The 14,857-nt window shown below is 43.3% G+C and carries 14 protein-coding genes; 5 read left to right on the forward strand and 9 right to left on the reverse strand.

Annotated elements, in window-relative coordinates:
• Positions 1 to 57: 57 nt before the first annotated feature.
• The 4 genes from GKR71_RS15960 to GKR71_RS15975 form a co-directional block, all read right to left on the reverse strand.
• Positions 58 to 897: a siderophore-interacting protein gene (locus GKR71_RS15960; protein WP_108478222.1), complete on the reverse strand. Its 840-nt coding sequence runs from the start codon at positions 895 to 897 to the stop codon at positions 58 to 60.
• 154 nt (positions 898 to 1,051) lie between these two features.
• A complete protein-coding gene (locus tag GKR71_RS15965) occupies positions 1,052 to 1,231 on the reverse strand; it encodes a DUF2474 domain-containing protein (protein WP_071992173.1) in 180 nt (59 codons plus the stop codon).
• A complete protein-coding gene (gene cydB / locus GKR71_RS15970; RefSeq protein WP_036954711.1) occupies positions 1,188 to 2,198 on the reverse strand; it encodes a cytochrome d ubiquinol oxidase subunit II in 1,011 nt (336 codons plus the stop codon). The genes GKR71_RS15965 and cydB overlap by 44 nt, the downstream gene beginning before the upstream one ends.
• Positions 2,188 to 3,525, reverse strand: coding sequence for a cytochrome ubiquinol oxidase subunit I (locus GKR71_RS15975; RefSeq protein WP_036954708.1), 1,338 nt, complete (start codon positions 3,523 to 3,525; stop codon positions 2,188 to 2,190). The genes cydB and GKR71_RS15975 overlap by 11 nt, the downstream gene beginning before the upstream one ends.
• Before the next feature lie 244 nt (positions 3,526 to 3,769).
• Here GKR71_RS15975 and GKR71_RS15980 point away from each other — a divergent pair, with 244 nt between their 5' ends.
• Positions 3,770 to 5,188, forward strand: coding sequence for an aminotransferase-like domain-containing protein (locus tag GKR71_RS15980; protein ID WP_036954705.1), 1,419 nt, complete (start codon positions 3,770 to 3,772; stop codon positions 5,186 to 5,188).
• 46 nt (positions 5,189 to 5,234) lie between these two features.
• Here the strand turns inward: GKR71_RS15980 and GKR71_RS15985 are convergent, their stop codons facing one another.
• Positions 5,235 to 5,846: a LysE family translocator gene (locus GKR71_RS15985; RefSeq protein ID WP_036954702.1), complete on the reverse strand. Its 612-nt coding sequence runs from the start codon at positions 5,844 to 5,846 to the stop codon at positions 5,235 to 5,237.
• A gap of 151 nt (positions 5,847 to 5,997) precedes the next feature.
• Between GKR71_RS15985 and GKR71_RS15990 the strand changes: the two genes are divergently transcribed.
• On the forward strand, positions 5,998 to 6,522 hold the full coding sequence (locus GKR71_RS15990; protein WP_051422784.1) for an Lrp/AsnC family transcriptional regulator: 525 nt from the start codon (positions 5,998 to 6,000) through the stop codon (positions 6,520 to 6,522).
• 132 nt (positions 6,523 to 6,654) lie between these two features.
• Here the strand turns inward: GKR71_RS15990 and GKR71_RS15995 are convergent, their stop codons facing one another.
• On the reverse strand, positions 6,655 to 7,113 hold the full coding sequence (locus GKR71_RS15995) for a hypothetical protein (RefSeq protein WP_036954698.1): 459 nt from the start codon (positions 7,111 to 7,113) through the stop codon (positions 6,655 to 6,657).
• A 315-nt stretch (positions 7,114 to 7,428) separates the two neighbouring features.
• Here GKR71_RS15995 and GKR71_RS16000 point away from each other — a divergent pair, with 315 nt between their 5' ends.
• Complete coding sequence (locus GKR71_RS16000; protein WP_230085104.1) at positions 7,429 to 8,400, forward strand: hypothetical protein; 972 nt, start codon at positions 7,429 to 7,431, stop codon at positions 8,398 to 8,400.
• Between the two features lie 89 nt (positions 8,401 to 8,489).
• Here the strand turns inward: GKR71_RS16000 and GKR71_RS16005 are convergent, their stop codons facing one another.
• Genes GKR71_RS16005 through GKR71_RS16015 form a run of 3 tightly spaced genes read right to left on the reverse strand, consistent with a single transcriptional unit; the run spans position 8,490 to position 13,065 of the window.
• Positions 8,490 to 9,725 carry a c-type cytochrome gene (locus GKR71_RS16005; protein ID WP_154599329.1) on the reverse strand — a complete coding sequence of 412 codons (1,236 nt, stop codon included), beginning with the start codon at positions 9,723 to 9,725 and terminating at the stop codon, positions 8,490 to 8,492.
• Entirely contained in the window at positions 9,722 to 10,273 is a 552-nt protein-coding gene (locus GKR71_RS16010) for a (2Fe-2S)-binding protein (RefSeq protein WP_036954690.1), read from the reverse strand. Before GKR71_RS16010 ends, GKR71_RS16005 begins: the two co-directional genes overlap by 4 nt.
• Entirely contained in the window at positions 10,270 to 13,065 is a 2,796-nt protein-coding gene (locus GKR71_RS16015; protein ID WP_132495022.1) for a xanthine dehydrogenase family protein molybdopterin-binding subunit, read from the reverse strand. The genes GKR71_RS16010 and GKR71_RS16015 overlap by 4 nt, the downstream gene beginning before the upstream one ends.
• Positions 13,066 to 13,272: 207 nt before the next feature.
• Here GKR71_RS16015 and GKR71_RS16020 point away from each other — a divergent pair, with 207 nt between their 5' ends.
• Both GKR71_RS16020 and GKR71_RS16025 read left to right on the forward strand, forming a co-directional pair.
• Positions 13,273 to 13,833, forward strand: a complete 561-nt coding sequence (locus tag GKR71_RS16020; protein WP_036954684.1) for a nucleotidyltransferase family protein — start codon at positions 13,273 to 13,275, stop codon at positions 13,831 to 13,833.
• Positions 13,834 to 13,858: 25 nt separating this feature from the next.
• Positions 13,859 to 14,824 (forward strand): XdhC family protein, encoded by a 966-nt coding sequence (locus GKR71_RS16025; RefSeq protein ID WP_036954681.1) that lies wholly within the window; start codon positions 13,859 to 13,861, stop codon positions 14,822 to 14,824.
• Positions 14,825 to 14,857 lie beyond the last annotated feature (33 nt).

Genomic DNA, 14,857 nt, shown 5'->3' on the forward strand with positions numbered 1-14,857 from the left:
CACTACACAGGCTAATTAATGTATGAAACTGCCCCAGATTAGGGGCAGTTTTTTTAATTAGTCGTCGGGGTTATCCATGACGGCATGACGTTCATGATGATAACCCTCCTCATCATAGCCATATCGCCAGTAAGGAATCGCGTAGATATCATCGCGACCAAAACCTTTTTCACGTCGAATAAAGCGGCGTAATTCACGGATAATTTGGTCTTCACCAGCAATCCAGAAGCCCACATCGGATTCTGGGATATCCCACGATTTAAAGGTATTAATCAGATTGGTAGTCTGGCTAATATCTCCACAAATCCAATCAATTTCGATACCAGCCGGTTTGGTTAACTCGCGAATATCCGTTTGATGGTCAAGGCGTAAAACGACGCGTCCCGTTGCTGTGTCAGGCATTTTTTCCAGTAGCGCTGCTATTGCGGGTAAAGAGCTTGAATCACCCGCCATAAAGTAATGTGCGCGGATAGGCAGTAGTGGATCTGGCCCTCCAGGGTTGGTGATCCCCAGCCAATAACCCGGTTTTGCATCACGAGCAAACAGATAAGCCGGCCCCGTCACCCCTTCGTGCATGGCAAATTCAATATCGATTTCGTTGAGCTCAGGGCGAATAGCGCGAACGGTGTAAGTGCGCACAAAAGGGCGCGGCTTATCTTCTGGCCAGCTACGTCCTTTTTCAGTGAGAAAAGGAAGCGCGGGTTGGCTTTGATGGTCCGGAGCAATAAAAATTTTGAGATGACCACCTTCACACTTCGTTGGATAATTGGCTAACTTTTCACCCGTAAATGTGATGCTGCGAATAGAAGGGCTGATATCGACAATGGATTTAACTTGAATGAGCTGTGGGGGCGCTGGGCGGTAGATATTTTTTTCAACAGTCTGTTCACTAGCCACTAACCGTCTCCTTTCTTAATGATAATATTATTATATGTTAATTATTATCATTATCATATCATGAATGTTTATAGGAAAACTATTCAAAAGATGCAGGATTATTGAGCGTCTAATTATAAATATGCCGCAGCATTTTAATGCTGCGGCAACGAGTTTACTTCACTTTCATGCCGGCGGCAGTCATCAACAATCTAAATAAGGAAGAAAAGGCGAATAGTGCCAATACGCTTCCTAACCAAATTGCCGCCATCCAGCCGAGCTTCTTCCACCAAGGTGAGCGAAGAGTTGTATCAGTGATAGCCTTGGTCTGGGGTAATTTTTCCTCTGAAGACATAGTAACTCCAATAGGTGTAAACCAAAATAACAGGGATGATGAACAGGGCGCCAACTAGCATAAAGCCTAAGCTTTCTGAAGGACCTGCCGCATCGCGGAATGTAATTGCTGGCGGAATTAAACTTGGCCAAACGCTGATGCCTAATCCTGTAAATCCTAAGAAAATCAGCATTAATGCAGCAAGAAATGGCACGCTATCGTAACGTTGGCGTTTGGCACTTTTTAAAATCAACCATACACAACCGAGCACTAATAGAGGAACGGGTAAAAAGAAAAACAAGTTTGGCAAGCTAAACCAGCGTTCATAAACGGCGTCATTTAACATTGGCGTCCATAAACTGATAACGCCAATCACTGCTAACATGACCAGTGTTAATGGGGTTAACACGCGATACATGGTTTTGCGCAGATGTCCTTCCGTTTTCATGATCAACCAGCCACATGCCAGTAAAGCATAAGCGATGACTAAACCGAATCCACAGAACAGCGGGAAAGGTGCGAACCAGTCAAAATAGCCGCCCATATACACGCGGTTTTCAACGTGGAAGCCTTGAATAAACGCGCCAATCACAATCCCTTGGGAGAATGTAGTAAGAATTGAGCCCCAAATAAAGGCGTGATCCCAGCGGCGGCGATGAGATTCATCGGCGCGGAAGCGAAACTCGAAGGCGACCCCGCGAAAAATCAATGCCAGTAACATAAAGGTTAGTGGAATAGATAGCGCATCTAAAACAATGGCATAGGCTAATGGGAATGCTCCAAATAGCGCCGCACCACCAAGCACTAACCACGTTTCATTACCATCCCAAACAGGTGCCACACTGTTCATCATCAAATCTCGGTCTTGGCTCTCTTTTAAGGCTGGGTACAAAATACCAATACCTAAGTCAAAACCGTCCATCACGATATACATCAACATACTGAAGACGATGATGACAAACCAAATTAGTGGTAAATCAATGCCCATGAGTTGCCTCCTCGGAGATACCTTTACGAATTAATTTCATCATGTACATGTAGCCAATCCCAAATACGCCGCCGTACACCACAAAGAAGGCTAGCAAGCTCACGCTCATGTGCATTTCACCATGGGCGCTCACGGCATCTGCGGTACGTTGTAACCCGTAGACAACCCAAGGCTGACGACCGATTTCGGTGGTAAACCAACCGGCTAAGATGGCGATTAAACCTGATGGCGCCATGACGAACATAAAACGCAGGAACAGTTTGGATTCATACAGTTTTTTACGCGAACGCAGCCATAATCCCCAAACACCAGCAGCAATCATTAACATGCCTAAGCCCACCATCACGCGGAATGACCAGAACACCATAAACACATTTGGTCTATCTTCAGGTGGAAACTCTTTTAGTGCTGGAACCTGTTTGGTGGTGCTGTGTGTCAAAATCAGGCTCGCCATGTAGGGAATTTCAATGGCATATTCGGTTTTTTCTTTTTCCATATTTGGAATACCGAAGAGGATCAGCGGGGTGGCTTCGCCGGGTTTATTTTCCCAGTGACCTTCCATTGCTGCGACTTTAACAGGCTGATGTTTTAGGGTATTTAACCCGTGAGCATCGCCGATAAAAGCTTGGACTGGCGCTAAAATCAGGATCAACCACAAGGACATGGAGAACATTTTCTTCATGGCGGAGGATTTATTGCCTTTGAGTAAATGCCATGCGCCGGATGCACCAATAAAAAATGCCGCTGCCAAGAATGCCGCAGTGGTCATATGGAGTAAGCGGTATGGGAATGATGGGTTAAAGATCACCGCTAACCAATCGACAGGGACAATTCGCCCATCGATAATTTCAAAACCTTGAGGCGTTTGCATAAAGCTATTGGATGCAAGGATCCAGAAGGTTGAAATGATGGTACCGAGTGCAACCATGCACGTCGCAAAGTAGTGAAGCTTTTCGCCCACGCGATTCATACCAAATAGCATGACACCGAGGAAGCCAGCTTCTAAGAAGAAGGCGGTGAGCACTTCATAGGTTAAGAGTGGGCCGGTGATGCCACCTGCAAAATCCGAGAAGAAACTCCAGTTAGTTCCAAATTGGTATGCCATCACCAATCCAGAAACGACCCCCATACCGAAATTGACAGCAAACACTTTTGACCAAAAATGGAACAGCTTTATATAGTCAGTATCGCGGGTTTTGAGCCATAAACCTTCGAGTACCGCCAAAAAACTGGCAAGTCCGATGGTGATGGCAGGGAAGATAATATGGAACGATACCGTAAACGCGAATTGAATACGGGCAAGCTCCAGCGCAGTTAGTCCAAACATATTGACCCCTGAATGGAATTGATTTCGACACGCCACATTTCCAGCCATTGCGAAGCAATTTTGGGCTGTTCCTTAGCAATAAATAATTGATTTCGCTGGATTGTTAACACTCATAAATCCAACTAAAAATGTTTTGTGGTTATAGTTAAAAAAAGTCAGGTGAATGTGTGGATAAGTAGAACATGAGACGATAAACTATAATAGTAACAATTTTTAGCAAATCACCTATAACAGTGAGGCGGGAATGACGAGATACGAACAGCTAGCAGCACAAATTCGTCAACAGATTGAAGATAATATTTGGCAAGTAGGTGACAGGCTACCTTCACTGAGAGAGAGCGTTAAGCAATCGGGTTTAAGCTTAATGACGGTGGTACAAGCTTATCAATTACTGGAAAGTCAGGGGTGGGTCGCTGCGCGCCCGCAATCTGGCTATTATGTTGCAAATCGCAATAATGCATTTGCCGCCGCAAAAGGGGGAAAAGGGCTCCATCTAAATGAAAATGTGGAGATTAACGCCTCTATTTTCGGTGTACTGCAAGCATGCAAAGACCCAGATATTATCCCATTTGGCTCTGCTTTCCCAGAGCCCGCTTTACTGGATGATCCAAAACTAGCCAAGTCTCTCGCTTCGGTGGCGCGTCGTTTATCGAAAACCAATACCACCACCAACTTACCTCCGGGGAATGAACAGCTACGTCGCAATATTGCCCAGCGCTATGCAACGCAAGGGATCCACGTCGCCCCTGATGAAATTGTGATCACGGCAGGCGCGATGGAATCATTGGTGTTGAGCTTACAAGCGGTTACTCAACCGGGTGATTGGGTAGTGATTGAATCCCCTGCATTTTATGGTTCCTTGCAGGCGATAGAACGCTTAAAACTTAAAGCGATAGCCATCAAAACTGACCCACTATTTGGAATTGATCTTGATGCGTTAGAGGACATTGCGGATAAATACCCGATCAAAGCTTGTTGGTTGATGACACACTACCAAAACCCGTTAGGCGGCACGATGCCTCCAGCTAATAAAAAGCGGTTAGTGAATATTTTGAACAGTCATAAAATTGTGTTGATCGAAGATGATGTGTATGGCGAGCTTTATTTTGGTACCCAGCAACCTATTCCTGCAAAATCACTTGATTCACAAGGAAACTTTTTCCACTGTTCATCATTTTCGAAATGTTTAGCGCCGGGATACCGTGTCGGGTGGGTAGCAGCAGGTCATCACGCGAGCAAAATTCAGCATTTGCAGATGATGAGCACCGTTTCGGCCAGTGTGCCAACCCAACTGGCGATCGCGGAATACTTATCTCAAGGGGGGTATGATAGTCATCTGCGTAAGCTTCGCCAAACGATGGAACAGCGGCAACATTTAATGCTGAGCGCAATCGCTAAATATATGCCGTCCACGGTTAAAGTGAATACCCCAAAAGGGGGTTATTTTTTATGGTTGGAATTTGAACCACCATTTAACGCCATCCAGCTGTATCAATTAGCATTAAAGGAAGGGATTAGCATAGCACCGGGGAGCATGTTCTCAACCAGCGACCAATTCAATCATGCATTTCGCTTAAATGCATCATTTGCATGGAATGACAGGCTTGAACAGGCGATGCAAGTTTTAGGGCGTTTATGCTATCGATTAACGGGGCTAAAATAGGGAAAATAGGGTGAGCGTGGAGGTCGCGCTTACCCTTAAGAGTTGCTTAGCTGCTTGCAAGTCCGATAGCTGCAAAGGTTAACATTCCACCAGCAACACCTTCGGTAATGCGACGTTTTTTATCGTTATATTGTTGGCGATTATGCATTGATGCGAATATCATGCCGATGGCACCGTAAATAATGATGCATGATGTGATGAAAGTCGCTGATAAGATTAAAGATTGTATTGCAACACTTTCGGAAACATGGATAAAATTAGGTAAAATTGCGAAATAAACTAGTAACCCCTTAGGGTTAAGGAAGCTAGTGAGGAACGCTTTGCCAATCACAGCTTGCGTGGAAACGGCATTAATCCGAATCTTTCTCGATTTCATGGCCGATAACAGCATACGGACAGCTAAGTAAGCAACATAGGCAACTCCTACCCATTTGATGGTTTGGAAGATAATTGGTGAAGTTGCAACAATAGCCGCAAGCCCAAGAGCGGCTAAAATGGCATGGGTCACATAGCCGAGAATAATACCCAAATTGGCTTTCCATGCAGCAGAGATTCCGCCTGATAACCCTTGTGATGAGATAAATAAAATATCGGGACCTGGTGTGCAAATCAAAGGAATGACAGTTGCACTAAACAGCAATAACGTTTGTAGATCCATCCAAACACCTCTAATTTATTATTATTTTCTTATGAAGAGAACAAAGTTTGGTTATTATAGCTATTTCCCGTTGAAATTTGGTTGTTTTGTTGCTTGTCATGGATGCTTATTTGACATTTAATATCAAAAAATAAAATCAAAAGAGGTTCGAATGCCAAAGAATACTGGCTCGCATTATGCAGAAAAGCATGAGCTGGAACATAGCAGCTCATCCGCCATCAAATTAGATGCGATTGATAAACATATTTTGCAGGTGCTACAACGAGATGGAAAAATCCAAAATGTTGAACTGGCAAAAGAAGTTGGTTTATCCCCGTCACCTTGCTTAAGACGCGTTAAGTTGCTGGAAGATGCTGGCGTAATCAAACGTTATGTTGCGGTGTTGGATGGTACAAAGATTGGCGCGGGCTTGTCCTTGTTCGCACGTATTTGGTTTAAAACTCAAGATGCGCAAACCATTAATCAATTTGTAGCCGATATTCAGCAAATGCCAGAAGTGGTGGAGTGCCATTTAATGGCGGGTGAATGTGATGCGCTGATCCGTATTGTGACGGAAGATATGGCATCTTATCGTCGTTTTCACGCTGACTATTTGACGCAAATAAGCAGTGTGCAGAGTATCAAAACAGAAGTGCCTATGGAGACCGTCAAAGTCACGTATGCACTTCCTTTATAAGCTTACGAAACCCATCTATTTACCACGCTATACTGCTCAATAATCTCCATTAATATTATTGAGCAGCTTGCTGATTTGTATTGATTACCCTACAAAAGCAGTAATATCGTCGTAAAAATATCTCCGAGAATATTAATAAGGGCGCTCAGGAAGATCGTAAATATGTTCACTGAGATTATCGACAATGGTGTTCGGTAAACAATCGATTGAAGCAATCGATTTACCTTTATTGTAAACATCAACCCCACCCGCGCGTTTTGTTCCTAGATAGTCAGAGTGAACGGTATATACATATGTCCCATTTTTAAAATCTAGCTCCATAATTTGGGCGTGACCTGTATCCGTATCGGCGGCTTGTGTTTTTAATAAATTTTGAGTTAGTTGTTGTGGTGAGCGAACAATTTCAATATCGGGAATATCATCTATTTTTCCAAAAGCATATCGATACTGACCATCAACGTATGTCACGCGAACTTGCTTGTTATTTTTGTTTACACACTGAAAAACAGTGACAGTATAGGCGTCAGCCAGTGCTGGGGCAGACATGAGTACAGGTAATGCTAGAGCAAGTAGTGTACGGCGAAGTTTCATGGGATCCCTACTAAAAAAGAGTTATCAATATTGATATTATCGGCATCGTATTCGGATGCTCTAGAGAGAGTTTAGCATTTAAAATTAAGCTAAATGTATTGATGACTAAAAAGCAGATTATTCCACACGGTATGTTGTCAATATTAGACAAAGTGCACGAATGTAGCAGGTAAATGGCAAAATTTTCTCAGACTTTCGGCAAGAATTAGATTATTGCAATGACGTTTGTTAAATTAGGGAAGTAGTTTTAAAGCACGAGGGTGCTAATCGAATAATGATAATACAAGGTGAAATATGCGTGATGGAACTCGTGCTATGCAGGTGAAAAATCGTCATTTACCGAATTGGCAAACATTAAAATTAATATTGAGTTCTTTAATTGTCTTTAATTTTTATTTAAATGTTAATCCAACCGTGAAATCCGATTATTCAATATTGATTGAAATATTTGATTGGGTATTAATCCCGATGTTTGTTTTTATCGCTGCATATTTAAGCAAAGGAATTTTATGGCAAGGTTGGCGTGCCCATTTAATCCCACCTTTAATTATCTATTTCACGTTTCAAACGATAGATGCGATCCCGCTTTATTTTACAAATCGATTAAGTATCGAGGAATATTTGCTGTTCCCTCAAAACGGTGTTTGGTTTTTTTTAGCGGTACCGATATGGCAAGCCGTTTTTTTATTACTGCCTTCATTTATAAAGAATAATGTCGGGGGAGTGACTGTCACCTTGCTGTTATCCATCATCATTGCGTTTTTCTCCAAGATACACTTATCGGATCTTACTGGTTTTTCGGCGATTATTCAGTATTTTCCATTCTTTGTTATGGCATACTTTTGTGATGACAAGAAAATAGTTTGGCTCAGACAAAATGTATTTTTTGTCGTATCCGCAGTAATCGCCTTAGTTGTGATTTATATTTATACCCCAGTAGATATTGAATCTGAGCTAATAAAGATTTTAGGGGGAAACCAACTTGCTTATCATTTCTTTGAGTATATCTTTGTATTTCTAATGGGCGTGTTAATTTCAATTGTAGTGATGTGTATTGCATTATCGACTGAGCGATTTGTGAAAACAGCAAATAACGCATTGGGAGTGTATTTAATTCATCCGATCATCTGTTTCTTACTATTAACTGGGTTAAGTTCATTCCATATTGAAGCGGGTTTACCGCTTTTAATTTTGCTCACTCTCTTCACCATTACGTTAGCGTTATTTCTAGCCAAAAATTCGACCATTCATTGGTTTTTAAACCCTGAATTAAAGTCGAGAAAATAATAGAGAATAGTAAGATTAGAAACGGAAAGGGTCTATAAAATAAGGCTTACCGAATAATCTCGGTAAGCCTTTATTAAGAGTAAAATAACTTATTTACGCAGGGCTTTAACTTGCTCAGGGGTCACATCACCGGCTTGTCCACCCCATTGAACACGCAGGAAGTTGACCAAATTGGCAATTTGCTGGTCGCTAAGCTTGTCGGCGAAACCTGGCATGCTTTGCATGTTTTGGTTATTTGGGAACGCTTGCTCCGGCAAACCATCCAATACGGCATTAATAAGATTGGTACTGTCCACATCACGCAGGGTCGAATTACCTTTCATCGCCACTGCCACATTAGGTTTACCGCTTCCATCATAGGAGTGGCAACCAGAGCAACTTTCCAGATAAACCTGTTTACCTATTGCGTTGCCATCACCCATCTTGAGCGGTAATGTGGCTGGTGGGTTATCACCCATTAGGTAGGTCGCAATGGCCTTGTTATCTTCCGGGGTCAAATGCTGCGTGCTGAGGTAAATAACCGGATGCATATCGCTGTAGGCTGAACCTTGCGGCGCTAATCCTGTCATGAAGAACTGTTGGAGATCTTCTTTTGTCCAACCACGGGCGGCGAGGGCGTCAGGGGTAATGTCAGGGGCAGTGAAACGACCCAATGCACCACCTTTCATATACTTATCTAACTCCATTTCGCCGAGCGCTCCTCTTGGTGTATGACATTCAGAGCAGTGTTCAAGTACATTGACTAAATATTTTCCTCGCTCCCATTCAGGAGAACTGCCTTGGGAGCTATTTGGCAATGGTTTGTCATTGAAAAATAATAGGTTCCAGCCAATCATCGCCATACGCTGGTTTAACGGGAAAGGCAGCGAATTTTCTGGTGGTGCGACATCTACCGCTGGGCGGCTCATTAAATAACTGTAGATAGCATCAGAATCACTGCGAGTTATTCCTTTATAGGAGGTATATGGCATCGCAGGGTAGAGGTTTTTGCTTGGTGGCGAAACACCTTCAGTTAATGCTTTATGGAACTCTTCTTTTGTCCAGCGGCCAATCCCATAATCAGCAGAAGGTGTTAAGTTACTGCTATAAATAGTACCAAAGGGGGTATCGAGAGGAAAACCACCCGCTAGAGGTGCGCCATTTGTGCTGGTATGGCATGCCGCACAGTCACCGGCAAGTGTTAAGTAACGACCACGCTCAATCTCCTCGGCGCTCGCGGTGACTTTTTGCACTGGACCGTCAGGTTTGCGACTCTCATACCAATACAGAATCGCCCAGACGACAATAGCTATCGCTATCAACCATAAAATAATACGTTTGATCATTTTATCGTCTCCTTGATTAGTCCCGGAGTACTCATCACCACATCTCGTACTGCTTCATAGTAACGAACATAACCCGTACAGCGGCAAATGTGATTATTTAAAGCTGTTTTGATGGCTTCTTCTAGCTCTTCTTCGGCAATCGGGTTGCGTTGCAATTCCTCAACGAAAATCGTTGCCGCATTGACAAAACCTGGGGTGCAGTAACCACATTGGAAACTAAAATGGTCGATAAATGCTTCTTGTACAGGAGATAATTTAACGTCACCATTTTCTTCTTTGGTGGCAGCCCCTTCAATGGTACGAATGCTTTTGTTGTTGAAAAAGTGTGCGCCTGTAATGCAGGTGCGAACTTCTTCACTTGTGCCTGATGGATTATCCAAAATCACCACACATGCGTGGCAAATACCTTGACCACAGCCAAGTCGTGAACCCGTAAGGTCAACATACTCATGAAGAAAATCAATCATCATGAGACCTTCAGGTACATCCATCGGTCCATATTGTTGACCGTTAATGTTGATGGTAAGTGGCAGAAAATTTAGGCTCATGATAATACCTCTAGAATATCGTTAGGGCGAACAGGCAGACTCAAGAAATGGTGCCCTGTTGCATCAGCAATCGCATTGACGATGGAAGAAACGACAGGGATCATAACAACTTCAGCGACCCCTTTTGGTGGATCGGTATCGGATAACCCTGGCAGGATTTCGCTAGTTTGTTTCCAAACTGCAACATCATTTGCGAGGGGTAAATGATAACGGTTAAAGTTCCATGTTCCATTTCCGGGTCCATCTTCGTAGAGAGGTAAATATTCATGGAGCGCATGACCAATACCCATCGCTAATCCACCTTGGATTTGCCCTGAAACCAATTGAGGAACAATTAAGTTTCCGCATTCAACGACGGTATGGTGGTCGAGTAATTCGACATGACCGGTGGCCTTATCAATGGCAAGTTCAGATAAGGTAGCGACGGCGCTGTAATAGGTAACGCCAGCATTGTTTCGTTGAGTATCAGGGTAATACGCTTTTTCGCGATGCCATACTTGATAATCTTTGTCTGCAAATCGTAGGGAAAGACCATCAACAGGAAGGCGGCGGGTTTCATCATTAATTTTGAAATCAGCTTCAGCCCATTCCCAGCGGTTAAAGACATGGCAAACTGCGCCAGTTAAACCACCCATCTCAAATGTACGGTCGATTAAGCGTTGTAAGCTGAGCACTTCTAGCCCATCAGCGGTGAGACCATTGGCAACCCAACGGGCATCCTCACGACGAACCACGAGCGGCGCTGCTTGCCCACCACCAATACCCTCTTGCCAAATTGACATTGCCGCTGGCCACAGACCATATTCAAAGACTAATCGAGCGGCTTCTTCAGTACTGTGGGTGAAATAATAAGCGGAGTTACTGGCGCTAGCTGGGGAGCAGTAATTCGGTGTCCAAAGCGGGTTAGTGGCGAGGCGTTCTTGTTCATCTTGCGCCATGGCAAATGGGTTTCCTGTCGAAATCATCGGCAGAACTGACCAATCCACAACCGAAAAATGGGCTTCTTCCGCAGGTTTGCCTAACCACTTGGCACAGACTACGGCTTGGGATGTGGACATCCCCGTACCAATCTCCGCACCACTATGATAAATAGCTATTTTCCCTTCAGGTGTGAGTTCAACGCGCGCAAAGGAGGATTCAGCACCTGTACCGAAGTCTTTTTGAACGCAAGAAATGCCGGTACCAAATAATTTGCCTGCATTTTTAGCTTCAAACTCGGCTTTACGTTTTGCTCTTTCTTTCCACATTGGGTGCTCAGCGCAACGGCTCAGCACTTCATCCGCACGAATTGCGCCGCCTGGGATAGCCCCTTGGGTATTTTTCATTCCTGATTTGATGATGTTTTTCAGGCGAAACTCAATAGGATCGGCTTTGAGTAATTTTGCGGCTTCTTCCATGATCATGTCAGTGGCAGCCATGGCCTGTAACGTACCATAACCACGAGCAGATCCCGCATCGACCGCGCGAGAAGCGATACCCACAGCCGATAAATCACTGCGAGGAATATAGTAGATGGCTTGGGCGCCAGTGGCTGCAACCATCACAACGGAAGGCGTAAAGTTACATCGACCGCCGCCATCCCCAATAAATGAGGCGGAAAGTGCTTCAATTTTATGGGTTTTCTTATTGACGGCGAGGGTGTAATCCATGTCAAACGCATGGCGTTTGATGGTGGATTGGAACTGTTCATAACGGTCGTTGGCTAGGCGGATCGGAACGCCATCACCATACAGAGTTGCCATCGCACCATAATAAGGGAATGGGGTGTGATCTTTCGAGCCATAACCCACCGTAAAGCAAGGGTGTAAGAATATTTGCTTAATTGGGAATTTAGATTTTGCGAGCATTTCAGGCAGTGATGCGGCAACTTCTTGCGGGGACTGTGTTGGGATCACTAAATGGAAAGATTGTGTTTTGGCATCATACCAGCCATTGGCATTATCGGGTTCGAGCGCTGAGGTATCAATAGATTGCGAAAAGTATTTACGCTTGATAACCAGCCAATCTTCCGGCGGATTTTCTAACTGTTTTGCAAGTTCATCCGCATAATACATGCCTTCTTGATCAAGCTTTCCACCTTCACGACCTTCAGGCCAGATTGGGAGATGCTTTTTCATACCAATCGGGGAAATAGGCATATCTTTCATGCTGGAGTATGTATCAGGTGAGAATGGTGTTTCTCCGCCGATACGAACCCCACGATAAGTTCCCCAAGGATCTCGCTGTAATGGTCCCGTATAAGCACCATATTGGATGACATCATCGTGGAATTTGAGTGTCTCTTTAGCGAAGTTAAATTTGGCAAAATCATGATAAATTAGTAACGCGACGGCTTGCCCTAAGTAAGCAGGGGTTTTTCCTGTCGGTAATAGTAAATCTTCACCATAGAACTCAGGGAAGGCGACGCCATCTTTTTCTAAATCACTGGCGGTAACAATACGGTCAGGCATTAAGCCATCATTAAGTCGTTCGAGATTAAAACCTTCGTAGATTTTATCGGCTTGGGTGACGCGTAGAAGAAAGGCGTGTCCTTGTTGTTTGGGCCAGTGAGGGATATCGCGGGCTCGAATATCTCTTGCAAAGACTTTTTCACCTTGCACTTTGGCATAGCCATCAATTCGGAATTTGATTTTTTTATCGACAGGGTTCCAGTCGGGAGCCTGAAGAATTTTTTCCTCGAATAGCACATCAAAAGCTCGGCTATACAAAGGGGCGATATAACAAGAGATCCCCGCAACAACAGCACATTTGATAAAGTGTCTGCGGGATAGTCCGACATGGTTATTGCTCATAATATACCCTTACACTTATTTTCATTGCTTCAATTATTATTTTTTATTTCATTGCTAGTTTCGTGATATAAATATTTATATATCCAATGGTTCTATATCGAAATATGAGTAGAATTGGATGGATAATAAAAATGATGACGATTAGCATAATCTGCATATTATTATTTATAATATAAACAATAAAATTAATTATGTATAATGTAAACCATGAATATAGGTATATTAATATTAGCGGCAGGAAAAAGTGAGCGTTTTCAACGTGCTGGTGGTGAAGGAAGTAAATTAAATTATCGAATTGACCAACAAACTGTGTTCGAAAAAACGCTTGTAAATTCAATGAATAGTGAATTGCCTATTCATGTAGTCACTCGCGCTGATAATTTGGGTGTCATTAACAATTGTTTACATTTTAATATTCCATTTTCCGTATTAAATAGCCATGGACTAGGGGAATCGATTGCGTTAGGCGTAAAAAATACCTCTAATTGGAGTGGCTGGTTAATTCAGTTGGGTGATATGCCCTATATTTCTCACGAAATATTTATTCGAGTTGCGAACGAATTAAAAAATTATTCATTAGTGCGACCTGTATATAAAAACATACCGGGGCACCCTGTCGGAATATCAGAAAAGTATCGACAAAATTTGCTTAATTTATCGGGAGATAATGGCGCAAAATCAATATTACGTCATCAATTGGTTTACGAAATGCAGATAAATGATGAGAATGTCATTAAAGATATTGATTATCTTCCAAATAAAAACTAAGAATAAAAATCAATAGGGACTGAATATGCTACGTGAAGATGTGTCCGTGATTTCTCAAGCAATAAAGTGGGCAATGGATGAACCAGTCTGGTTATGCACTGTGCTGAATACTTATGGTTCATCGCCGCGAAGCCCCGGCTCTTTATTGGTCGCTAAAGGAGATGGGATGTATGTAGGTTCTCTCTCTGGAGGCTGTATTGAAGAGGATTTTCTGCAACGAATTCAGCAAGGTCATTATTTAAAAGATAGCCAAGTTGTTCGCTATGGTCAGGGCGGGGTGGAAGCCAAAGTCAATTTACCTTGTGAAGGGAGTTTAGATGTTCTTATCGAATATTTACCCTGTAACCCGCATTCTCATCAATACCTTTCACAAATTCAAACAGCACTACTCGGTTATACCGCCATCATCAAAAAACTGACACTCCCCCTGCGAAGTGAAATTTCGACGGTACCAAACTCACAACATCCCACGCATATTGAGCGCAATGGCGATGAGATCCAATTTTATATCATGGCGCCACCCAAGCTAATCGTTGCAGGTATTTCTAATGTCGGTGTTTACTGCGCTAATTTTGCGGTCACATTAGGGTTTGAAGTGATTATTTGTGAGCATCGTGATGACGAATTGTTACGCTTTGCTGGGCAAATTGCAGAACAAGTTGAGATTAAAAAAATATTCCCTGCCCGCTTTTTAGAAGAGAATCCAAGCGCATCTAATACCGCTATTGTGTCTTTGACTCATGACCCTCGCATTGATGATTTAACATTAATGGAAGCAGTGAATACATCTGCATTTTATATTGGTGCAATGGGCTCGACCCGAACGAGCGCTAAGCGCCGAGAGCGTTTGTTAAATTCAGGGGGATTAACGCTTGAGATGTTAGAGCAGATTCATGCGCCTATCGGTATTCCCATTGGCAGTAAAACCCCACCAGAGATTGCGTTAGCGATTATGGCCGACATAGTGGCACATAAGAATGGGCGGGGTTAAGCTAGTTTTGCCCATTTCGAATCGGGAAAATAA

Source organism: Providencia sp. wls1922 (genome assembly GCF_009706505.1).
Classification (GTDB): Bacteria; Pseudomonadota; Gammaproteobacteria; order Enterobacterales; family Enterobacteriaceae; genus Providencia; species Providencia lanzhouensis.